Source organism: Rossellomorea vietnamensis (assembly GCF_008180415.1).
GTDB classification, from domain to species: Bacteria; Bacillota; Bacilli; order Bacillales; family Bacillaceae_B; genus Rossellomorea; species Rossellomorea vietnamensis_C.
The window spans coordinates 74,371-97,384 of sequence record NZ_VTEI01000009.1; the positions used below are offsets into that span (position 1 = coordinate 74,371).

The 23,014-nt window shown below is 46.0% G+C and carries 22 protein-coding genes; 20 read left to right on the plus strand and 2 right to left on the minus strand.

Annotated features, from left to right (window positions below):
• Nucleotides 1-89 precede the first annotated feature (89 nt).
• From FZC78_RS16380 to FZC78_RS16410, 7 genes are all read left to right on the plus strand, one after another.
• Entirely contained in the window at nucleotides 90-1,079 is a 990-nt protein-coding gene (locus FZC78_RS16380) for a serine hydrolase domain-containing protein (protein WP_148941200.1), read from the plus strand.
• An 841-nt stretch (nucleotides 1,080-1,920) separates the two neighbouring features.
• On the plus strand, nucleotides 1,921-3,903 hold the full coding sequence (gene uvrB / locus FZC78_RS16385) for an excinuclease ABC subunit UvrB (RefSeq protein ID WP_148941250.1): 1,983 nt from the start codon (nucleotides 1,921-1,923) through the stop codon (nucleotides 3,901-3,903).
• Between the two features lie 6 nt (nucleotides 3,904-3,909).
• The gene (uvrA, locus tag FZC78_RS16390; RefSeq protein ID WP_148941201.1) at nucleotides 3,910-6,789 is read left to right on the plus strand and encodes an excinuclease ABC subunit UvrA; all 2,880 of its coding nucleotides are present in this window, start codon (nucleotides 3,910-3,912) and stop codon (nucleotides 6,787-6,789) included.
• 726 nt (nucleotides 6,790-7,515) lie between these two features.
• Nucleotides 7,516-7,830, plus strand: coding sequence for a DUF4870 domain-containing protein (locus tag FZC78_RS16395; protein WP_148941202.1), 315 nt, complete (start codon nucleotides 7,516-7,518; stop codon nucleotides 7,828-7,830).
• A gap of 20 nt (nucleotides 7,831-7,850) precedes the next feature.
• Entirely contained in the window at nucleotides 7,851-8,993 is a 1,143-nt protein-coding gene (locus FZC78_RS16400; RefSeq protein ID WP_148941203.1) for a DUF4097 family beta strand repeat-containing protein, read from the plus strand.
• Between the two features lie 35 nt (nucleotides 8,994-9,028).
• Entirely contained in the window at nucleotides 9,029-9,211 is a 183-nt protein-coding gene (locus FZC78_RS16405; protein WP_148941204.1) for a PspC domain-containing protein, read from the plus strand.
• A 17-nt stretch (nucleotides 9,212-9,228) separates the two neighbouring features.
• Nucleotides 9,229-9,591 carry a phage holin family protein gene (locus tag FZC78_RS16410; protein WP_148941205.1) on the plus strand — a complete coding sequence of 121 codons (363 nt, stop codon included), beginning with the start codon at nucleotides 9,229-9,231 and terminating at the stop codon, nucleotides 9,589-9,591.
• Between the two features lie 106 nt (nucleotides 9,592-9,697).
• On the opposite strand, the gene FZC78_RS16415 is transcribed toward FZC78_RS16410, so the two are convergent.
• Nucleotides 9,698-10,363, minus strand: a complete 666-nt coding sequence (locus FZC78_RS16415; protein ID WP_148941206.1) for an N-acetylmuramoyl-L-alanine amidase — start codon at nucleotides 10,361-10,363, stop codon at nucleotides 9,698-9,700.
• 252 nt (nucleotides 10,364-10,615) lie between these two features.
• Between FZC78_RS16415 and hprK the strand changes: the two genes are divergently transcribed.
• From hprK to FZC78_RS16440, 5 genes are all read left to right on the plus strand, one after another.
• Nucleotides 10,616-11,551 carry an HPr(Ser) kinase/phosphatase gene (gene hprK / locus FZC78_RS16420; RefSeq protein ID WP_148941207.1) on the plus strand — a complete coding sequence of 312 codons (936 nt, stop codon included), beginning with the start codon at nucleotides 10,616-10,618 and terminating at the stop codon, nucleotides 11,549-11,551.
• Between the two features lie 162 nt (nucleotides 11,552-11,713).
• Nucleotides 11,714-12,535: a prolipoprotein diacylglyceryl transferase gene (gene lgt, locus FZC78_RS16425; protein WP_148941208.1), complete on the plus strand. Its 822-nt coding sequence runs from the start codon at nucleotides 11,714-11,716 to the stop codon at nucleotides 12,533-12,535.
• 82 nt (nucleotides 12,536-12,617) lie between these two features.
• Nucleotides 12,618-13,565: a nucleoside recognition domain-containing protein gene (locus FZC78_RS16430; protein WP_148941209.1), complete on the plus strand. Its 948-nt coding sequence runs from the start codon at nucleotides 12,618-12,620 to the stop codon at nucleotides 13,563-13,565.
• Entirely contained in the window at nucleotides 13,562-14,215 is a 654-nt protein-coding gene (gene ppaX, locus FZC78_RS16435; RefSeq protein WP_148941210.1) for a pyrophosphatase PpaX, read from the plus strand. Before FZC78_RS16430 ends, ppaX begins: the two co-directional genes overlap by 4 nt.
• Entirely contained in the window at nucleotides 14,212-14,745 is a 534-nt protein-coding gene (locus FZC78_RS16440; RefSeq protein ID WP_148941211.1) for an acyltransferase, read from the plus strand. The genes ppaX and FZC78_RS16440 overlap by 4 nt, the downstream gene beginning before the upstream one ends.
• A 562-nt stretch (nucleotides 14,746-15,307) precedes the next feature.
• Here FZC78_RS16440 and FZC78_RS16445 read toward each other — a convergent pair.
• The gene (locus FZC78_RS16445) at nucleotides 15,308-15,550 is read right to left on the minus strand and encodes a hypothetical protein (RefSeq protein WP_148941212.1); all 243 of its coding nucleotides are present in this window, start codon (nucleotides 15,548-15,550) and stop codon (nucleotides 15,308-15,310) included.
• A gap of 851 nt (nucleotides 15,551-16,401) precedes the next feature.
• Between FZC78_RS16445 and FZC78_RS16455 the strand changes: the two genes are divergently transcribed.
• The 8 genes from FZC78_RS16455 to hisIE all read left to right on the plus strand — a co-directional run bounded on the left by FZC78_RS16455 (nucleotide 16,402) and on the right by hisIE (nucleotide 22,953).
• Nucleotides 16,402-17,589, plus strand: coding sequence for an ATP phosphoribosyltransferase regulatory subunit (locus tag FZC78_RS16455; RefSeq protein ID WP_148941213.1), 1,188 nt, complete (start codon nucleotides 16,402-16,404; stop codon nucleotides 17,587-17,589).
• Nucleotides 17,586-18,221 carry an ATP phosphoribosyltransferase gene (gene hisG, locus FZC78_RS16460; RefSeq protein WP_148941214.1) on the plus strand — a complete coding sequence of 212 codons (636 nt, stop codon included), beginning with the start codon at nucleotides 17,586-17,588 and terminating at the stop codon, nucleotides 18,219-18,221. Before FZC78_RS16455 ends, hisG begins: the two co-directional genes overlap by 4 nt.
• Nucleotides 18,222-18,236: 15 nt before the next feature.
• A complete protein-coding gene (gene hisD / locus FZC78_RS16465; protein WP_148941215.1) occupies nucleotides 18,237-19,505 on the plus strand; it encodes a histidinol dehydrogenase in 1,269 nt (422 codons plus the stop codon).
• A 112-nt stretch (nucleotides 19,506-19,617) separates the two neighbouring features.
• Nucleotides 19,618-20,211, plus strand: a complete 594-nt coding sequence (gene hisB, locus FZC78_RS16470; protein WP_148941216.1) for an imidazoleglycerol-phosphate dehydratase HisB — start codon at nucleotides 19,618-19,620, stop codon at nucleotides 20,209-20,211.
• Entirely contained in the window at nucleotides 20,212-20,841 is a 630-nt protein-coding gene (hisH, locus tag FZC78_RS16475; RefSeq protein WP_148941217.1) for an imidazole glycerol phosphate synthase subunit HisH, read from the plus strand.
• The gene (gene hisA / locus FZC78_RS16480) at nucleotides 20,838-21,563 is read left to right on the plus strand and encodes a 1-(5-phosphoribosyl)-5-[(5-phosphoribosylamino)methylideneamino]imidazole-4-carboxamide isomerase (protein ID WP_148941218.1); all 726 of its coding nucleotides are present in this window, start codon (nucleotides 20,838-20,840) and stop codon (nucleotides 21,561-21,563) included. Before hisH ends, hisA begins: the two co-directional genes overlap by 4 nt.
• The gene (hisF, locus tag FZC78_RS16485) at nucleotides 21,557-22,315 is read left to right on the plus strand and encodes an imidazole glycerol phosphate synthase subunit HisF (protein WP_148941219.1); all 759 of its coding nucleotides are present in this window, start codon (nucleotides 21,557-21,559) and stop codon (nucleotides 22,313-22,315) included. Before hisA ends, hisF begins: the two co-directional genes overlap by 7 nt.
• On the plus strand, nucleotides 22,312-22,953 hold the full coding sequence (gene hisIE / locus FZC78_RS16490) for a bifunctional phosphoribosyl-AMP cyclohydrolase/phosphoribosyl-ATP diphosphatase HisIE (RefSeq protein ID WP_148941220.1): 642 nt from the start codon (nucleotides 22,312-22,314) through the stop codon (nucleotides 22,951-22,953). Before hisF ends, hisIE begins: the two co-directional genes overlap by 4 nt.
• The last annotated feature ends 61 nt before the right edge of the window (nucleotides 22,954-23,014 follow it).

Below are 23,014 nucleotides of genomic sequence, written 5' to 3' on the forward strand. Positions count from 1 at the left end.
AATCAACAGGTTATCAACAGAGTTATTAACAAGGTGTGGGGATTTCTTTCTAGAACAAAGTATGTATCGCTAAAAAGGGGAGATCACCTATGTATGAAAAACTTATTTCGTGGGTTGAGCATATCAAAGAAAAAAATCACAGCTCGGGAGCTGCATTATTTATTATAAAAGATAACCAGACGGTGCTTGAACATTACAGCGGCACTCAATCTAATTATTTGGGTGCGAAACCAGTCACGAGGAATACGAGATTTAATATCGCTTCTGCCCGTAAAAGCTACCTGGGGCTTGCAGGCGCTTTTGCCGTACATGAGGGTAAGATTGGAAGTCTCGATGACTTTGCCCTGAATTATTTTCCAGAATGGGATCCAGATTTGCTTGGAAGTACAACCATCCGGCACCTCCTCACCCATTCACATGGATTGGATACTACACAGGAAGGAGTGCCTTTCCGTGAGTTTTCACCTGGCGAAAACTGGGCGTACAGGGGCATCAACATTAGAATGATGACGGAGCTGGTGGATAGATTGTATCAAAAAAGCTTTCCGCAGCTGCTGAAGGAAAGAGTCTTTGATCCAATGGGGTTTTCGGAGACAGGCTGGGAAACAGCACCCCATGAAAATCTGGCCGAAGTGATTGTGGAGCCTGAGGAAAGAGCTGATTCAAGCCTTGGGTCAACAAAAGATGGAATGGATAAGAACCTTTTTGTATCAGCAAGAGAATTAGCGCGGTGGGGAAATCTTCATATGAATATGGGGAAGGCAGCTGGAAAGCAGATTGTACCTGAAGAAGTAGTAAGGCTTGCCACGACCATTCAAAGTCCTGTCTATGAAAATAAGGATCTTCCGCAGAACGGATTTTTCTGGTTTGTACAAGGAGAACCTGCCCTTCAAAGTGAACTGGGTGAGAAGGTACCTGGAGGTTCTTATCAAATACTGGGAGTGACCGGTCCCACCGTTCTTGTCATACCCCATCAAAATATGGTGATCGCCAAGATGTATAACAAACGGTACAACTATGGAGGAGAAAATTATCTCCATTACTTGAGGGAATTCAGCAATTTGGCGGTGTCACTTTAACCCTTTAGAGCGCGAAAAGGGAAATTTCCTTTTTATGTTTAAAGCACGAAAGAAAAGTCCAAAGGGAAGCTCTATATAGATGTGGGAAAGGAACCTGATCTACAGGGTAGAGAAGAAAAGTAGCCTAGTAATAAACAGGGGAGTCTCCTTTTCAGCAAAATCATTCAGGTAACCAAGGATTTTATTATCCACCCCTGAAAAACCAGAAGAGTAAAAACGCGAACTTTTGTTCGCTTATTATTGGTTATTTGTACATAGCCTGTGGTAGAATGAGAGTAACAGAAAATTGGGTGATCATTACGCAATACATGCGTTTACCAACCGAACGGCAATAAGATAGCTTGAATTTGTGACCAGGTATTGTACTTCTAAGAATACATTCAGAAAGTCCTTTTTAAAGTCTTTTTCTAAAAGCTTGCTGCATTTGAATGCTATTTTTCCTTATTCCCTCTTGTATACAGGTGATTGGAGCGGAAGACGCCAGATCTCCTGCGGGACTAGCGGGACAGATGAGATCCCGCAGGCGAAGCTGAGGAGGCTCACCGCCCGCCCCGCGGAGTCGGGCGGCTGGGGCGGAAATCCATTACTTTTCCAGCCGCATTCTTTGCGAAAAGAGCGATTCTAAAAGTTTATTCACACTTGGGAGGATGATTAAAGCGGAAATGTAAAGCATCCTATGTGATCAGCAGGCGTTTAATTTACCGCTAAGAATACACCCGGCAGCAGCATTGCCTATGAAATCAGCCATACAAAAGTGCTTATTTTCAAACGAAAGCTTTAGAGCAGCTGTTAACAGGGTATATTTTATATATATAAGTTTAGTTGAACGGGAGGCAGGATGGTGAAAGATCAATTTCAGTTAAAGTCTCATTATGAACCGCAGGGTGACCAGCCCGAGGCAATCAAAGAAATCACCAAGGGGATCCGCGATGGAAAAAGGCATCAGACCCTCCTTGGCGCGACAGGAACAGGTAAAACCTTTACCGTTTCCAACGTCATCAAGGAAGTCAATAAGCCGACGTTGGTCATTGCCCATAATAAAACGCTGGCAGGACAGCTGTACAGCGAATTTAAAGAGTTTTTCCCTGACAATGCGGTTGAGTATTTTGTCAGTTATTATGATTATTATCAGCCGGAAGCCTACGTTCCGCAGACAGATACATTTATTGAAAAAGATGCCAGCATCAATGATGAAATTGATAAACTCCGGCATTCGGCAACCTCTTCTTTATTCGAAAGGAAGGATGTCATTGTCATTGCCAGTGTTTCCTGTATATACGGCCTGGGTTCTCCTGAGGAATACAGGAATCTTGTCGTCTCATTAAGAGTAGGGATGGAAATCGAACGCAATCAGCTGTTACGAAAGCTGGTCGATGTTCAATACGCGAGGAATGACATCGACTTCAAACGTGGTACTTTCAGGGTCCGCGGAGATGTTGTCGAAATATTCCCGGCATCAAAAGATGAGCACTGCATGAGGATTGAATTTTTTGGAGACGAAATTGACCGCATCAGAGAAGTAGATTCACTGACAGGCGAAATCATCGGAGAACGAGATCATGTCGCGATTTTCCCAGCTTCTCACTTCGTTACCCGTGAAGAAAAAATGAAGATCGCAATTGGAAATATTGAGCAGGAACTTGAGGAACAGCTGAAAGTGATGAGAGAAGAAAATAAACTTCTTGAAGCGCAAAGGCTTGAGCAGAGAACAAGGTATGACCTCGAGATGATGAGGGAGATGGGCTTCTGTTCAGGAATCGAGAACTATTCCCGCCATTTGACTCTTCGTCCTGCGGGATCCACTCCTTATACGCTGCTGGATTACTTCCCGGATGACTTCATGATTGTCATTGATGAGTCTCACGTGACCCTCCCGCAGATAAGGGGAATGTTCAACGGTGACCAGGCGAGGAAAAAAGTATTGGTTGATCATGGGTTCAGGCTGCCTTCTGCCATGGATAACCGCCCGCTGCGGTTTGAAGAATTTGAAGGAAAAGTGGATCAGCTTGTTTATGTTTCAGCGACACCAGGACCTTATGAAGAAGAGCACAGCCCTGAGATGATTCAGCAGATCATCCGCCCTACAGGCCTGCTGGATCCGACGATCGATGTCCGTCCGATTGAAGGACAGATCGATGACATGATTGGAGAAATCAATGAGCGGATCGAAAAGAATGAACGGGTTCTTGTAACAACTCTGACGAAAAAAATGTCTGAAGACTTGTCAGCCTACCTGAAAGAAATCGGTATAAAAGTGCAGTACCTTCACTCGGAAATCAAAACTCTAGAGCGGATTGAAATCCTGCGCGATCTCCGGATGGGCAAGTATGATGTCCTGGTCGGGATCAACCTGCTAAGGGAAGGCCTGGATATCCCAGAAGTCTCACTTGTAACGATTTTGGATGCAGACAAAGAAGGGTTCCTCCGCTCGGAGCGTTCCCTTATCCAAACCATTGGGCGTGCTGCCCGTAATTCCAACGGCCACGTCATCATGTATGCAGACAAAATCACTGATTCCATGAGAAAGGCGCTTGATGAAACAAGCCGGCGCCGTGAAATACAAACTGCTTATAATGAGAAGCATGGGATTACACCTCAGACGATCAAGAAGAACATTCCTAATCTTATACGTGCCACCTATGCGGCAGAAGATCAGGCAGAGTATGAAGGAACATCGAAGAAAACGGCAAAGCTTACAAAACCAGAGAGAGAAAAGCTTATTGCAAGCTTAGAAGGAGAAATGAAGGAAGCAGCGAGAGCGTTGGACTTCGAACGTGCCGCACAGCTGCGTGACACAGTTCTAGAGTTAAAAGCGGAAGGATGACCAGTAATGGCTAAAGACCAAATTGTAGTACAAGGAGCTAGAGCTCATAATCTGAAAAATATAGATATTACCATTCCAAGGGATAAACTTGTCGTGTTGACGGGTTTGTCGGGTTCGGGGAAATCCTCCTTGGCCTTCGATACCATTTATGCCGAAGGCCAGCGAAGGTATGTCGAGTCACTGTCTGCTTATGCCAGGCAGTTTCTTGGGCAAATGGATAAACCTGATGTAGACGCCATAGAGGGCCTGTCTCCGGCGATTTCAATTGACCAGAAGACAACTAGCCGAAACCCGCGTTCAACAGTCGGGACGGTAACGGAAATCTATGATTATCTTCGTTTGCTGTATGCCCGTGTCGGCAGGCCGATCTGCCCGATTCATGGAATCGAAATCAGTTCCCAGACGATCCAGCAAATGGTTGACAGAATCATGGAATATGACGAGCGGACCAAGCTCCAGGTATTGGCACCGATTGTATCCGGCAGAAAAGGGACCCATGTCAAAACGCTGGAAGATATCAAAAAACAAGGATATGTCAGGGTCCGGGTCAACGGAGAAGTCCTTGATCTTGGTGATGATATTGAACTTGAGAAAAATAAAAAACATGACATAGAGGTCATCATCGACCGGATAGTGGTGAAAGAAGGCGTGGAGGCACGTCTTTCCGACTCTCTTGAAACAGCTTTGCGGCTGGCTGATGGGCGGGTCTTGATTGATGTCATGGGTGAAGAAGAACTTTTATTCAGTGAACACCATGCCTGTCCGATATGCGGATTTTCTATTGGTGAACTGGAACCAAGAATGTTTTCATTCAACAGTCCTTTTGGCGCCTGCCAAAGCTGTGATGGGCTGGGTTCCAAACTGGAAGTCGACGAGGACTTGATCATCCCGATCTGGGACAAGACGCTTAATGAACATGCGATTGCCCCATGGGAACCGACAAGTTCTCAGTATTATCCTCAGCTGTTAAAGGCAGTCTGCAATCACTTTGGCATCGACATGGATGTCCCAGTGAAGGACCTGCCAAAGCATCAGCTTGATAAGGTTCTTTACGGCTCTAAAGGCGAAGAGGTTTACTTCCGGTATGAGAATGACTGGGGACAAGTGCGTGAAAACTATATCGAATTTGAAGGTGTCGTCAGTAACGTGGAACGCCGTTACAAAGAGACCAGTTCCGACTACATCCGTGAGCAGATGGAAAAATATATGGGCCAAAGGCCATGCCCTAAGTGTAAAGGTCATCGTTTGAAAACAGAAAGCCTGGCTGTAAAAGTAGACTCTCTCCATATTGGTGAAGTGACTGCTTTCTCCATTGAAGAAGCAGAAGGATTTTTCGCCGGGTTGGAACTGTCAGAAAAAGAAATGAAGATTGCTAAATTGATTCTGCGTGAAATCCGTGAGCGCCTTGGTTTCCTTAATAACGTAGGATTGGATTACCTTACGCTCAGCAGGGCCGCCGGAACCCTTTCAGGAGGGGAAGCCCAGCGTATCAGGCTTGCAACACAAATCGGTTCGCGCTTAACAGGTGTCCTGTATATCCTGGATGAACCGTCCATCGGGCTTCATCAGCGTGATAACGACCGCCTGATTTCCACTCTGCAGAATATGCGTGATATCGGAAACACCTTGATTGTCGTTGAACACGATGAGGATACCATGCTTGCAGCAGATTATTTGATCGATGTCGGTCCTGGAGCGGGAGTCCATGGCGGTGAAATCGTCTCTGCCGGAACACCGCAGGAAGTCATGGACGATTCCAAATCCCTGACAGGTCAGTATCTCAGCGGTAAAAAATTCATTCCGCTTCCAGTGGAACGTAGAAAACCGGACGGCCGCTTTATTGAAATTATGGGAGCAAAGGAAAATAACCTGAGAAATGTGAAAGTGAAAATTCCTTTGGGGATCTTTACATCTGTAACAGGGGTATCAGGGTCTGGCAAAAGTACGCTGATCAACGAAATCCTGCACAAATCTCTTGCACAGCAGCTTCATAGAGCCAAATCGAAACCGGGTGAGCATAAGCAAATCAAAGGGGTCGAGCATCTTGATAAGGTCATCGATATCGACCAGTCTCCTATTGGAAGGACGCCAAGATCTAATCCAGCTACCTATACGGGAGTGTTTGACGATATTCGTGATGTTTATGCGACTACCAATGAGGCGAAGGTGCGCGGCTATAAAAAAGGCCGTTTCAGCTTCAACGTAAAAGGAGGACGCTGTGAAGCCTGCCGTGGAGACGGAATCATTAAAATAGAAATGCACTTCCTTCCAGATGTGTACGTGCCTTGTGAAGTTTGTCATGGCAAGCGGTATAACCGTGAAACACTGGAAGTGAAATACAAAGGCAAAAATATTGCCGATGTACTGGAAATGACGATTGAAGACGCTCTTCAATTCTTTGAAAACATTCCGAAGATCAGCCGCAAGCTGCAGACTATTGCGGATGTTGGCCTGGGATATATTAAGCTTGGCCAGCCTGCAACAACCTTATCCGGAGGGGAAGCTCAGCGTGTTAAGCTTGCGTCAGAACTGCACCGCCGTTCAACCGGGCGTTCGCTCTATATTCTTGACGAGCCGACAACCGGTTTGCATGTCGATGACATTTCCCGTCTGCTCGTCGTGCTTCAACGCCTGGTAGAAAACGGAGATTCAGTACTTGTCATTGAGCATAACCTGGATGTCATCAAAGCCTCTGACTATCTCATTGACCTCGGTCCAGAGGGAGGGGACAAAGGGGGAACGATCGTTGCTTCCGGAACCCCGGAAAAAGTGGCAGAAGTACCGGAATCCTATACAGGAAAATACCTGAAGCCGGTTCTGGAACGTGACAGAGCCCGCATGGAGAAGAGAATCAAAGAAACAGAAGAAGTCGGCAGCAGCCGATAAAAACAAAAAACAAGCCCTCGGGTCGGTATCGAGTTACGGGTTCAGTTTTCTAGTATAAAATTAAAAAATGCACATCAAAAGGAGTGTCAAATTTGACACTCCTTTTTTCTTAATATAAAGGTGTTTTTGGCGGCGAGTCTGTGAAATTAGTAATACAAAATGCACCCTAGATAGCAAGTGACAGAACTTTTTGTTCTTCAAAATTTGTGGCACAATTTCCTATACACTTCCAATCCCCAAATTTATATGAAGGAGGAGTTATTAATTATTAATAATGCAGTAATGATTTGATTGGAACGGAAGGTGCGTGATCTCCTGCGGGACTAGCGTGACAGGTGAGACCCCACAGGCAAAGCCGAGGAGGCTCACCGCACGCCCCGCGGAGTCACGCATCTGGAGTGGAAATCATTAGACATTGTTATCGGGTACGAATCACTCAACCATTTCTTTAGTTAATTAGAGGCATGTACTTCAAAAAAGAACCCGTTAGGTACCGAGGGCTTGTTTTTTGATATAGAGAACTGTCCCTTCTAACGCTTTAACCCTCTAAAGTATAAAACAGCAAAACACATCCTGGTACTTACCGTTTATCAGCCTGAAGATGGAGGGAGAATTGAAGGGAATATGGGATGATGGTGTTAAGGGAAAAAACAAAAGTTGTTTCAAGAGTGAAACTTTTGGGCAGCTGAAACGTAAATAGTAGTATCAGAGAGAGGAGTGACATCCTTGGATACCAACAGATTGCTTTCATCTCTTAGTTACTTCAGCATCTTCTTTGCAGGGTTTATTTTTCCGGTCATAGTGTATTTCCTGGTGGATGACCCTGAAACAAAGAGACATGCAAAATCTGCTTTTCTATCTCACTTGCTCCCGTTGATTGCGGTGCCGCTTGTGGTTGCCGGCGTCTTTTTTGACCTCGGGGTCTTAGCGGTCGGAAGCGGTATACCGATTTTCATTTTTATAACTATAGGTTTTTCGCTGCTCATTTCACTGATTGTTGTTATCTGGAATGTTTATAAGGGAATAAAGGTACTGCTATAACTTTGAAGGAGTGAAGAAGTATGAATGAAGAACGCAAACGAATTCTCGATTTGGTGGAAAAAGGACACCTGTCTACAAAAGAAGCCCTGACATTGCTGGAGGCATTGGACAAAGAGGGAGCTCCTCACAAGGAAAAACAGTCGTATAAAGAGAAGGACACGTATCTCCTCGATGAACTTGCAAATCTGTTTACAGGAGAGAAAACCAATCATCAAAGTGAGAAAACGACTTACTCTCACAACAACGGCAAGGATAAGCTGATTGATTTTTTCCAGTCTGCTTTGAATAAGGTTAAAAATTTCGACTTAGATTTCGAATTTAATAAATCCATAGAACTTTCACATGTTTTTCAGGAAACTGAAGTGGGCTCACTGAAAGAAGTTGCCGTCGATGTAGCAAACGGCAAGGTGGACGTCCTGCCTTGGGAGCAAGATGAGGTAAGAGTGGAATGTCAGGTCAAGGTGTACCGGACTGACGATATCGAAGAGGCACGCAGATCTTTCCTGGCCAATACTGATTTTTATATAGAAAATGAGAAACTGCGCTTGTCCACAGAGTTGAAGTGGATGAAGGTGAATACGAAAGTGTATCTCCCTGCTTCTCAGTACGAGAAAGTTTCGATTAAAGTATTGAATGGAGCCGTTAAATCCGAGAGGCTGAAGGCAGACTCTTTTAAAGTGCGGTCTGGGAATGGAAAAGTTGAATTGAACGACATGACAAGCAAGAAGATCGAAGTCGATACTTCCAATGGCGCAATTCATTTGGCTAATATTTATTCCGACAGTGTGGAAGCAGAATCCATCAACGGAAAAGTGTACTTGGAAGGTGATGTCGTCGAGACCGATCTTCAGTCACTGAACGGAACGATCGTCTGCAGCCTGAGAGGTGAGAGGGCAGACACGCTTCATGCCAAGGCTGTGACAGGCGGAATCGACCTTTATGTACCGGATTCCATAGGCATCAAAGGTGAAGCAAAGTCCAATCTCGGCAGTTTTAAAATCGAGATGGAGGGTATAAATATAGTAGAAGAAAAAAATGAAGTGGTACAAAAGCATGTTCACTTTTCTAAAGAAAGTGATTCAGATAAGAAGCTTCATATCTTTGCTCACACAAAAACAGGTTCTGTTCTCATAAAAAAATCAGAAGTGAAGAATGATATATAGGACAGAACATAAGCTTTAAGAGAGGATGATAATGAATGGCATTAGCTCGTTCACGAACAAATAAGGTCTTGGCAGGAGTGCTTGGCGGTATCGCTGAAAAAACCGGCATGAGCGCAAACCTATTGAGGATCATCTTCGTCATTCTGCTTTTCCCGACAGGATTTTTCCCGTTAGGTCTTGCTTATATTATCGCTGCGTTTGTACTCCCTAAAAGTTAAGAAGGGGTAAAACTTGGATGAGATGGCTGATCGGTATTTTAATCAATGCGGTGGTCTTTGTCAGTCTTGCCGGATATTTTGATGGGTTCGAAGTCTCCAGTTTCGGGGCGGCTGTCATTGCCAGCTTCATTCTGGCAATCTTAAATGTGCTGGTGAGGCCGATCCTGATTCTGCTGACACTGCCCGCCACCATTTTGACACTGGGACTGTTCCTGTTCGTCATTAATGCCATTACACTATGGCTGACGGACGGCATAATGGGAGACAGCTTTGAAATGGATGGATTCGGCATGGCGTTACTGGCCGCTGTCATACTTTCCATCGTCAATATCGCGATCCAAAAAGTGATTATTGAACCGATGAAAAAGAAAAAAGAGTGAGAGGCAGGACGACTGCTTCTCGCTCTTTTTTTGCTGAATTCAGATTTAGCCACGGGGCTCTCCTGGAGAAGTGCCATAACATGCGCATCTTTTTATGCAGCATGGGTCAGTTTGTAGATATGAATCCATCAAACCCGGCGTCTTTCAACCTGCTCAGAAGACTCTCGGCATTTTCCCTTTTTGAAAAGGCCCCGGCCTGAACCCTGTACAGCCTGTTGTCTTTTTTAGAGAGCTTATAGTGCTCGGCCAATGCGTGTGCGACGGCCTGTCCACACACTGTGCGGTATAAAGATGTTTGGAGAAGAGCAGCTTCTTTTTTGTTGGTCATAAATCCGCATTCCACGAGAACGGCGGTCATCTTTGTTTCCCGGAGAACATGAAAATCAGCCGCCTTAACTCCTCTGCTTGCAAGTCCTGTCCTGGCTGCCAGCTTTTTCTGGATGATGGCTGCCAGACTGAGCGCCGCAGCCGGTTTCGTTTGGTGTACATATGTCTCCACCCCATGTGCCTCGTTCCAACTGCTGCCAAAAGCATTGGCATGTATGGAGATGAACACATCAGCTTTGATTTTGTTTGCCAGGTCGGTTCTCCTTTTTAAACTTACATCCTCCTTATCCAAATGGGTGAAATACACTTCTGTATTTTCATAAGAAAGGAGTGTCTCTTTTGCAGCCAAAGCTGCCTCTCTGTTAAATTCATACTCCCTCATTCCAGAAGGGCTCCGCTTTCCTGGTGTGCTGTACCCGTGTCCTGCATCAATTATGATTTTCATTTTTTCCACCTCTTCTCCTTATTTTCAATCTCTATATAGGAGTTCAAGTCGATATTGGACACCTACTCCTTAAAAAGAAGGTCTGCCAAGGTGGTAGTGCGCCGTTGAAAAGTGCTAAAATGGGTTAGAATAATTTTTTTAGCGGCTGCACGTCGGAAAATTGATTGAAGCACCCGCAGCTGGTAAAAATAAATCTGATGGAAAACGTTCGATACATATAAACGTTGAGGATTAAAAAAGGAGGACTTCTTTTTGGCAAAAGTACGCGCAAAAGATATTGTTGAGAAGTTTAAACTTGAATTGGTGAGCGGTGAAGAAGGCCTTCACCGCCCGATCGTCACGACAGATATCTCACGGCCGGGATTGGAAATGGCCGGTTATTTCGATTATTATCCAGCAGAAAGAATACAGCTTCTTGGTAAAACCGAATTGAGCTTCCTCGAAAAACTGGATGATACTAAGCGGAAATCAAGGATGGATCAGCTTTGCACGGACATTACTCCGGGCATTATCATCAGCCGTGATATGGAGATTCCGCAGGAGCTTATTGAAGCATCCAACCGGAGTGACGTACCTGTCATGAGAACGCCGCTGAAGACCACAGGGTTTTCCAGCCGGCTGACGAATTATCTTGAAAGCAAGTTAGCGCCCACCACTGCCATTCACGGTGTCCTTGTTGATATTTACGGCGTCGGTGTCATGATTACAGGAAAAAGCGGTGTCGGTAAAAGTGAGACTGCCCTTGAACTTGTTAAAAGAGGGCACCGCCTTGTTGCAGATGACTGCGTGGAAATTCGCCAGGAGGATACGGATACACTTGTCGGAAGTTCCCCGGAGCTGATCGAACATCTGCTGGAGATCCGCGGCCTCGGCATCATCAATGTCATGACGCTGTTTGGAGCGGGAGCAGTCCGCAGCTACAAGAGGATCACTCTTTGCATCAACCTTGAGCTTTGGGATAAAACAAAGCAGTATGACAGACTTGGTCTGGAAGAAGAAAAAATGCGCATCATCGATACCGATATCACGAAATTGACAGTTCCGGTCCGTCCCGGGCGAAATCTTGCTGTCATCATCGAAGTGGCTGCCATGAACTTCCGCCTGAAAAGAATGGGAGTCAATGCCGCCGAACAATTCACCAACCGCCTGAGTGACGTCATTGAAGACGGAGACCAGGAAGATTTCTAAAAATAGTTTTACTCCTTTAAAGCGCTGAAAGGGACAGTCCCTTTCAGTGCAGTAACGCGTTGCAGTGTTGAAAGGGACAGTCCCTCTTAGTGAGGCAGCCCGTTACTGGACTAAAGGAGCATTAAGTAATGATTTGATATGTAGAATGGGAGTGTTTGAGGTATGGAGTCTACGATTACACCGATTAATCCGGTTGCGTTAGATCTTGGTCCGATTCAGGTACATTGGTACGGGCTGATTATCGGGCTGGGCATTGCATTGGCATTATATTTCGCAGTTAAGGAAAGCGACCGGATGGGATTGCCGAAAGATACATTCATCGATTTGATTGTGTGGGCGATTCCGATTGCCATCATTTCTGCCCGTATTTACTATGTTGCTTTTGAATGGGAGCACTATTCACAAAACCCTGGTGATATCATCAAAATCTGGAACGGCGGGATTGCCATTCATGGAGCCTTGATTGGATCTGTCGCAACTGCCTATTTTTTTACAAGGGCAAAAGGCTTGTCCTTCTGGAAGCTGGCTGATATTGCGGCACCAAGTATCATCCTTGGCCAGGCTATCGGCCGCTGGGGGAATTTCATAAATCAGGAAGCCCACGGCAGGGAAGTCAGCCGCCAATTTCTTGAAAACCTGATGCTTCCTGACTTTATCGTGAATCAAATGTATATAAACGGTACTTACTATCACCCTACTTTTTTATATGAGTCGCTCTGGAATATTGCCGGGTTCATTTTGCTGCTGGTCATCCGCCGGAAATTGAATCTTAGAGTCGGGGAACTCTTCCTGTCTTATGTTATCTGGTATTCAATCGGCCGTTTCTTCATTGAAGGGATGCGTACGGACAGCTTAATGCTGACGGAAATGCTCCGCATCGCCCAAGTCATCTCCATTGTATTGGTTTTGCTTGCGGTCGGTTTGTGGATCTTCAGAAGAATGAAAGGTTATGCGGCCAAGCCTTATAATGATGTGGAAGCCTAGAGAAATTTAACAAGAACTGTTTGATATTAAGCAAGTCACCAGACAAACTTGATGAAAAACAGTTTTAAGGGGAGTAAGGAAAATGCTTGGAACATCTGTAAAAAACGGTGGGCTTGCCGGCCTGAAGACAACCTGGTCATTGGGGAAAGTCATTTTTCCCATCACCATGATCGTCGTGCTGCTGCAGCATACACCGATTTTACCGTGGATCATCGATAAGATTTCACCATTCATGCGATTGTTCGGCCTTTCCGGGGATGCGGCGATTCCGCTCGTTCTCGGAAACTTCCTGAACCTTTATGCAGCCATTGGAGGGATCCTTTCCCTTGATCTTACTGTAAAAGAAGTTTTCATCGTTGCAGTGATGCTCAGCTTCTCTCATAATCTGCTGATTGAATCGACGGTTGCTGCTAAAGTCGGTGTGAAAATTTGGATTATTGTCATGGTCAGACTTGGGCTGGCCATCATTTCAGCCATAGTAATCAACCTGGTCTGGAATGGAGGCGGGGAATTGGCTCAGTATGGAATGGTTCCTCCACAGGGAGCTGATCCCGAAGGCTGGGGTGGAATCTTCCTTCTCGCGTTTGAAAAAGCAGCGTACGGAATTCTGCAGCTGGCTCTGATTGTCATCCCGCTGATGATCGCTCTTCAGATTATGAAAGATAAAAAATGGCTGGCGGCCTTCTCGAAGTGGATGTCGCCGTTCACCAGAGCAATGGGAATGAATGAAAACACATCAACCACACTGGCGGCCGGATTGCTGATCGGTCTTGCGTACGGAGCAGGGGTCATGATCCAGGCGGTGGAAGAGGATGGGGTAAGCAAGAAAGACGTAACCATTGCGTTCATCTTCCTTGTTGCCTGCCATGCGGTGGTGGAAGACACCCTCATCTTTATCCCGCTCGGCATCCCGGTGCTGCCGCTCTTGATCATCAGGCTGGTGACTGCCATTCTGCTGACACTCGCCGTCGCCTATATTTGGAGACGAGTCGAAGTGACTAAAGCCAAAGGAAAGGAAGCAACTCTATGAGCAAAAAAATTACAACAGTGCTGTTTGATTTGGATGGAACATTGATCAATACAAATGAACTGATCATTTCTTCCTTCTTGCATACCATGAACACCTATTTCCCTGACCAGTACAAACGAGAGGATGTCCTGCAATTCATGGGCCCTCCGCTCGAAGAATCTTTTATAAAAGTGAATCCGGATAGGGTCGAAGATATGGTCAAGACCTACAGAACCTATAATCTTGAAAAACATGATTCTCTCGTGACAGAATTCGAAGGTGTTTTTGAAACGGTTCAGACTTTGAGCCAGAACGGATACAAGCTGGCGATCGTTTCGACCAAAATTCGCGATGTGGTCATAAAGGGATTGAAACTGACGAATTTAGACCAATTCTTCGATGCCATCATCACGCTCGATGAGGTCGTAAATGCCAAGCCCGATCCGGAACCGGTACAGAAAGCATTGTTAGCCCTTGGTTCCACGCCGGAAGAATCGATTATGGTCGGAGATAACCACCATGACGTCCTTGCCGGGAAAAATGCCGGCACACTGTCTGCAGGGGTTGCCTGGAGTGCAAAGGGCCGTGAATACCTGGATCAATATAAGCCGGATTTCATGCTGGAAACAATGGCTGATCTTTTAGATGTTGTCGGGCTGGAAGAACGATGAGACGGACGACCCGTTATCGAGTTGACGGGGCTAATTCTCTCTGGCATGTGTATAAGACGGTTCCATTTGCAAAGGTGGTCAAGAACTTCGCTGTCATTCAGCTGGCAAGATACACACCTTTCCTAGGCATGAAAAATTGGATGTATAAAAAATTCCTGAGGATGGAAATCGGTAAAGAAACATCATTCGCCCTCATGGTTATGCTCGATGTCATGTTTCCAGAAAAAATATCCGTCGGGCGCAACACCGTGATCGGCTACAATACCACCATCCTTGCGCATGAATACTTGATAAAAGAGTACCGCCTCGGTGATGTCGAAATCGGGAGTGAAGTCATGATTGGTGCCAACACAACAATTCTTCCTGGTATAAAGATCGGCGACGGAGCTATTGTATCTGCGGGAACACTTGTCCATAAAGATGTTCCGGCTGGCGCTTTTGCCGGCGGCAATCCTATGAAGGTTATTTACACGAAAGAGGAACTTGCCGAACGATGGAAAGACGATGAGATATATGGAACGAATGAATGAAACGAACCCCCTTGGCTTTTGCCGAGGGGGTTTATTTTTAATTTTGGAGATTACTTAACAATTATATCTCCATGTCCAGCTGGTCTGTAACCGCTTGAACGGACTCCGTCTTTAATTACTGAAGAAAAAAAGGAGAGACGGCCTCTTCCTGTAGAGTATAAAGCGGCGCTTACACTGTTTCTAGTACACAACCGTAAGTTGTACATGTTCAGTAGCCGCTAATAAAGTTTGAATAATAAGGGGAGAAATTCCCTTTATTTAGGGAAAATCCCTAAAACCACGCTTGAATAGAGGGAGAAATTACCGCTATTTACTTAAATAACGAGAAATGGGCTCACTTTTCTTTGAATAAGGGGAAAATTTCCCCTTATATAACTGTATTTGAGGAGGATTTTTGCATTTAACGGGAAATTATCCCCTTATTTCCTTGGAACTGATTACTCAATTAAGGATAAGCCACTTAAAGGGTTACACCTCTATTGTATAAACCTGTTAGGTTGTTGCCTTTAGTAATTTTACTATTGAGAACTCTTCCACTTATCAGCCTAGTCTCATAAAGCAACTAAAAGAGCGAAAGTACGAGAATAATAAATATTGCTATACTTACGGTGAATATAATAAGGCTGGTGATTTTTCTACCTTCTTGGTGTGCTTCAAGCCCTCTAATGATAATCATTAAAATAAAGGCTGACAACATGACTTCACCAGAAAAAACCATTTCAGTTAATCCAACTAGTAACAGATATATTAATAATGAGATAGCAACTAATAGACCAATATTACTTATAGTGATAAGTTTTTTCATGAAAGCCCCCCAAGTGCATTTGAGTTATATAACTATTAATTGTAATCGAGGATTCTCTAATTTTAAACCGCATTTATAATAGTATTCAGTGAGTGAAAGGGAGATTATTACTAATTCAAGAGATAACCTTTTCTGTTCTTTCTATAAAATGCTCCTTTCTGAAAAATTGTTGTTTTTTAATAATATTTTTTCTCCCTCCCTTTTATATAAGGGGATTGGAGCGGAAGGCTTGTGACCTCTTGCGGGACTAGCGGGACGTCTAGTTCCAGCACCTAGCCCCTCGGGGTCAAATAACCTCAAGAGAATAAAAGGAAAGACCGCCTTTTTTCTCTTGAGAACATTTGCCTGTCGGGGCTGACCAAGGTGCTTCCACTTTTGATGACAGGTGAGACCCCGCAATCCAGTTGCAGCGCCCAGCCCCTCGGGGTCAAATAACCCGAAGAGAACAAAAGGAAAGAACGCCTTTTTTCTCTTCGGAACATTTGCCTGTCGGGCCTGATCAGGGCGCTTCCACTTTTTATGCAGGCGCAGCCGAGGAGGCTCAACGCCCGCCCCGCGGAGTCACGTGCCTGGAGCGGAACTCCATTACCTTTAACTACTACAATCTTTGAGAAAAGAGCGTATAAAAAAGTCATACTTTTCTTCGCAACCCACAAATGCCTTGCCCTAATTAAGCACAAACTACCCAAAGAAGTTTTTCGGTTGACGGAACATGGGGAAGGCGTTACACTACATATAACTTTAACTTATTAGCACATTAGCGAACTAAAGGGTTATAAATATTTTCAATAAAATGATTGCGGTGGGATAATGAATGGATACTGTAAAAATTCAGATAAAAGGTGGTTGTCATGTCAAAGCTGTTCATGTTTGAAAAACCGTTGGGGATGAGAGATACATTCCCGAATCTCTATCAAGCAAAAGCATCATTGAAAACGAAGATGGAAGAAACAATGAAAGCCTGGGGTTATCAGTTTATTGAAACGCCTACCCTCGAGTACTTTGAAACTGTCGGCGAGGCATCCGCCATCCTGGACAGGCAGCTGTTCAAGCTCCTGGATCAGCAAGGGCACACACTTGTGCTGCGTCCCGATATGACAGCTCCGATCGCAAGGGTAGCCGCTTCTAAACTGCTGCAGAATAAGCAGCCTTTAAGGCTTGCGTACTGTGCGAACGTCTTCCGCGCCCAGCAGAGAGAAGGCGGACGTCCTGCAGAATTCGAGCAGGTCGGAATCGAATGCATCGGGGATGAAACCATCTCTGCGGACGGTGAAGTGATTTCCTTGATGATTTCCTCCTTAAAAACGGCGGGATTGAAGAATTTCACGATTTCCATCGGGCACATTGGGTTTGTCAGGGAACTCTTCAAAGAAATTTTAGGAACGGAAGAACGGGCCAATACATTAAGCCGCTTCCTCTATGAAAAAAATTATGTCGGATTCCGAGACCATGTCAACCAGTTGTCTCTTTCTTCGATTGATAAGCAGCGCCTGCTTTCTTTTTTGAAGATAAGGGGCGGAAAAGAAGTGCTTCAGGAAGCGTATCTCCTTATGGAGGGGCAGGCTGGCAGGGAAGCAATCGGGCAGCTGGAAGAGTTATCAGAGCTTCTTGAAGATTACGGCTTGGCTGAGTTTGTAAAATTTGACCTCAGTCTTGTCAGCCATATGAGCTATTATTCAGGAATACTGTTTGAAACGTACGCCGAGAATGTCAGTTTTCCGATAGGGAACGGCGGACGATACAATAAATTGATGGAAAAGTTCGGCAAGGAATCAGGTGCGACGGGTTTTGCCCTTAAGCTGGATCATATTTTGGAAGGCTTGGGTTTCGCTGAAAGTCCTGTCACTGATCATTGCGTGCTCTTCAGCAGAGAACGAAGAGGCGAAGCGATTTCCTTTGCACAGGAATTGAGAAGCGAGGGGAAAAGTGTGGTGCTTCAGGATTGGAAAGGAATTACGGATGTTGACGAGTTTTCCAAGGAGTTCACAGAGGTCAGTTATTTTATCGGAAAGAATGGTAAAGGCGGTGAAGATCGATGACAGATTTGACGATTGCAATGCCAAAGGGGCGGATTTTTGACGAAGCACTGGAACTGATGAGGCGTGCAGGATTCAATCTTCCGCCTGAATTCGATGATTCCCGCAAATTGATCATCGAGGTTCCTGAAGAAAAGCTGACATTCATCCTTGCCAAGCCGATGGATGTTCCTACCTATGTGGAGCATGGGGTAGCTGATCTCGGCATAGCCGGGAAGGATGTCATGCTTGAGGAAGAAAGAGACGTTTATGAGCTTCTGGATTTAAAAATATCTGAGTGCTATCTGGCGGTTGCCGGGCTTCCCGGAACGAAAATGAATGAGGTGGCACCGAAAATCGCGACAAAATATCCAGCTATAGCGTCAGGGTATTTCCGTGAACAGGGTGAGCAAGTCGAAATCATAAAGCTGAACGGTTCCATCGAACTTGCACCGATGATCGGGCTGGCGGACAGGATCGTTGATATTGTTTCCACCGGCAGGACCTTGAAGGAAAACGGGCTGGTCGAGTATGAAAAGATTGTCGGTATTACCTCCAGGCTGATTGTGAATCCGGTCAGTTACCGGATGAAAGATGAACGAATCGATGAGCTGGCAGAGAGGTTAAGAGAAGTTGTCAGCAGCATCAGCGTGTAAAAGGAGGGAATTTTTATGAAGATTATAAAGGCAGAAGGAAGCTTATCGATTAAGCGCTCAATCGACAGCGGCACAGAAGAACAGCGGAAAACGGTTCAGGAAATTCTGCGGGAAGTGAAATCGCAAGGCGACAAAGCGCTTTTAGATTACACCGAAAAATTTGACCGGGTGCGGCTAAAAGAGCTGCGTGTTTCTGTAGAAGAAATCGATGCGGCGGTAGAAGAAGTTGGGCCTGAAATGATGGAAATTATTGAAGAGGCTGCCGAAAACATTTCTCGTTTTCATGGGATGCAGCGGAGAAATTCCTGGTTTGATACCGATGAAAATGGAACTCTTCTCGGGCAGAAAATCACCCCGTTGGATTCAGTTGGAGTTTACGTCCCGGGCGGCACAGCAGCTTATCCTTCCTCTGTTTTGATGAATGTTCTTCCCGCCAAGGTTGCGGGAGTGGAACGAATTGTCATGGTGACCCCTCCAGGAGACGACGGACGGATTCCCTCAGCGGTATTGGCAGCAGCTAAAACAGCCGGAGTAACCGAGATCTGGAAGGTCGGCGGCGCCCAGGCGATCGGTGCTCTCGCTTATGGAACAGAGAGTGTGGAGCCTGTCGATAAAATCGTCGGGCCGGGAAATATCTATGTGGCTCTTGCCAAGCGTGAGGTTTTCGGCGATGTGGCCATTGATATGATCGCCGGTCCGAGTGAGATCGTCGTTCTCGCTGATGAAAAGGCGCGAGCGGACGAAATTGCGGCGGATCTGCTCTCGCAGGCAGAGCATGACGAGAATGCCTCGGCTGTCCTGGTCACGGACTCAGGGCAGCTTGCGGAAGAAGTATCGAAGAAGGTTGAAGAGCAATTAAGTGACCTGCCGCGTAAAGAAATTGCAGGAGAATCGATTGAAAGGTTCGGTGCGATTTATCTTGTTGAAGACATGGAAAAAGGCGTGGAAGTTGTCAACGATCTTGCGCCGGAGCATCTGGAAATCATGACGAGCGATCCGATGGTGACAATGGCGAAGATCCGCCATGCGGGTGCGATATTCCTTGGTAGATATAGTTCTGAACCTGTCGGGGACTACTTTGCGGGACCGAATCACGTCCTTCCCACAAACGGGACGGCACGGTTCTCATCGCCATTAAACGTTGATGATTTTACGAAAAAGTCATCGGTTATATCTTACAGCGAGAAAGCTCTACAAGACAATTACAGTAAAATCGCCAAACTGGCCCGCCTCGAAGGACTGGAAGCTCACGCGAGGGCGGTTGAATCTCGGTTCAAGAAATAAATGAATACTTTAACGCATTAACGCAGCGGAAGGGACAGTCCCTCTTCGTACGGTAACGCGTTAAAGCGCAAAGAGGGACTGTCCCTTTTAATACGGTGAAGGAGTGAAGAGCATGGAGAACAGCAGGAGAGCGGAGCTGGTCCGCAAGACGAATGAGACCCAGATTGAACTTGATTTTACGATAGATGGAAGCGGAAGTGGAAAGATTGAAACGGGTGTACCGTTTATGTCGCACATGCTGGATCTGTTCACGAAGCATGGCCAGTTTGATCTTAATGTGAATGCCAATGGAGATGTTGAAGTGGATGACCACCATACAACAGAGGATATCGGGATTTGCCTTGGGCAGGCACTGCAGAAAGCCCTTGGAGATAAGAAAGGCATCAAGCGCTACGGAAATGCATTTGTTCCTATGGATGAAGCATTGGCGCAGGTGGTCGTCGATTTGAGCAACCGTCCGCATCTTGAAATGCGCGCAGAATTTCCAAGCCAGAAAGTAGGCACGTTTGACACGGAGCTGGTGCATGAGTTTTTATGGAAGCTTGCTTTGGAAGCGAGGATGAACCTCCATGTCATCGTCCACTACGGCCACAATACACACCACATGATTGAAGCGGTGTTCAAGGCTTTGGGACGCGCTCTTGATGAAGCGACAACCATTGATCCGAGAATTCAAGGAGTTCCATCTACGAAAGGAATGTTATAAATGATCGGGATTGTCGATTATGGGATGGGGAATCTGTTCAGCGTCGCGAAGGCTCTGGAGCGGCTGGATGTTCCTTATTTTATCAGTGAGGATAGAAGGGAACTGGAAAAAGCGGACGGACTTCTCCTTCCCGGAGTCGGGTCATTCCGCGATGCCATGACTCTTCTGGCAAGGCAGGAGCTTATTGGATTCATAAAAGAGTATGCCGCGGGGGGAAAGCCGCTGCTGGGTATCTGCTTAGGAATGCAGCTTCTTTACGACGAGAGTGAAGAGAATGGCTCCACAGAAGGGCTGGGGCTGTTAAAAGGGCGTGTCATCCGCATTCCGAGACAGACGGAGGAAATGAAGATTCCTCATATGGGTTGGAATAAGCTCAAATTCCTTCACGATTCACCGCTGCTGGAAGGACTGGAGGAAGACCATGTCTACTTTGTTCACTCTTACTATGTTTCTGAGGAGGATCCTGAGGAAGTAGTGGCTGCTGCTCAATATGGAGTAGAAGTTCCGGCGGTTGTTGGAAAAGAAAATGTTTTTGGTATGCAGTTTCATCCTGAAAAAAGCAGTGAGCTTGGCATGAAGCTGCTTCGTAATTTTACAAAACTGGCGTTAGAACGGGAGGGAGTTCAATGAGTTTCACTATTTATCCGGCAATCGACATGAGGGGCGGCAAATGTGTCCGCCTTCTGCAGGGAGATTACAGCAAGGAAACTGTGTACGGAGATTCTCCTTTTGAGATGGCGAAACGGTTTGTGGACGAAGGTTCTGAGTGGATTCACATGGTCGATTTGGACGGAGCGAAGGAAGGAAGCCGTGTGAACGATCAGTTCGTTCTCGCTGTGGCCAACGACCTTGGTGCGAAAGTCCAGATTGGCGGGGGCATCCGTACCGAAGAGGACATTGAGTATTACCTCAACAACGGTGTTCAGCGTGTCATCATCGGCAGTCTCGCTGTTTCAGAGACAGAATTGGTGAAAAGCTGGCTCGCGAAATATGGAGACAGAATTGCCATTGGACTTGATGCAAAAGACGGATATGTGGCAACGCATGGCTGGATCGAAACGTCAGAAAAGAAGGCAGTTGACTTAGGGATTGAACTTGCGGATGCTGGTGCGGAAACGTTCATCTTCACGGACATCGCAACAGACGGAATGCTCTCGGGTCCTAATGTGAAGGCTGTTGTCGAACTCGCTGAAGCTACCGGTAAAGAAGTGATTGCATCCGGCGGAGTCAGTTCAATGGAAGATCTTCGTCTTTTAAAAGAAAGTGGTGTTGCCGGCGCGATTGTCGGAAAAGCAATTTATACTGGGAAATTCTCAGTGAAAGAAGCTGTGGAAGAGGTGTCGTCATGCTGACCAAACGGATCATTCCATGTCTCGATGTGAAAGAAGGCAGAGTCGTTAAGGGAGTCAGCTTCGTGGAGCTTCGCGATGCGGGAGATCCAGTTCAGCTCGCAAAGTTTTATGATGAGCAGGGAGCAGATGAACTGGTTTTTCTCGATATTTCTGCTTCTCATGAAGGCCGGAAAACGATGATTGATGTGGTCAAAGAAGTCGCTTCGGAACTGGCTATCCCTTTTACGGTAGGCGGCGGCATCAACTCGGTGGAGGATATGAAAAATATCCTGCGCTCAGGTGCCGATAAGGTTTCTCTGAATACGGCAGCTGTTTTGAGGCCGGAACTGATTTCTGAAGGTGCTGCTTACTTCGGATCGCAGTGCATCGTGGTGGCGATCGATGCCAAGTATGATGAGGAAAGTGATACGTGGAAAGTGTTCACGCACGGCGGCCGGAAAGTCACGGAGAAGGATGCAGTTTCCTGGGCAAAGGAAGCTGAGAAGCTGGGTGCAGGGGAGATCCTTTTAACAAGCATGGATAGTGACGGCGTGAAGAACGGCTTCAACCTTCCGCTGACGAAAGCCGTAAGTGAAGCGGTATCGATTCCAGTGATTGCGTCAGGCGGAGCCGGCAATGCGGAACACTTTGAAGATATTTTTAAAAATGGAAAGGCAGACGCTGCTCTGGCCGCTTCCATTTTTCATTACAAAGAAACCAGTGTTGGGCAGGTAAAAGAATTCCTGCGGGGAAAGGAGGTAGTGGTGAGATGAATGCTATCAAGGATACAATTAAATTTGACGAAAATGGACTTGTTCCGGCAATCGTTCAGGATGCCTCTACGAAGAAGGTGCTGACGCTTGCCTATATGAATGCAGAATCGTTAAGACTGTCCATAGAGAAAGGCGAGACCTGGTTTTACTCTCGTTCACGCCAGGAGTTATGGCATAAAGGGGAAACCAGCGGAAATACCCAGAGAATCATTGAAATGAAATATGACTGCGATCAGGATGCTGTCCTTGTGGAAGTGGAGCCAAAAGGACCTGCCTGCCATAAAGGAAGCGAAAGCTGTTTCGAAGAGAGTATTTACAGAGCAGAAAATGGAACTTCTAAGGCTGGAAGTGGAGGCAGTTCCATACTGACCACACTTGAAAAGCTGATTTCCGAGCGTTTTGACGAAAGGCCGGAGGGAGCTTACACAACCTATCTCTTTGAAGAGGGTGTCGACAAGATCCTGAAAAAGGTCGGAGAAGAAGCATCCGAAGTCATCATTGCGGCCAAGAACCGCGATAAAGAGGAATTGAAATGGGAAAGCGCGGATCTGCTTTATCATCTGCTGGTGCTGCTGAAGGAGCAGGGCCTCCCGTTAAACGAAATTCTGCAAACGCTGGAAGAGCGCCATAATAAATGACAGCTTAGTACTTTGAAGCACTAAGAGGGACAGTCTTCTTTCGCACGGTAATGTGTAAAAG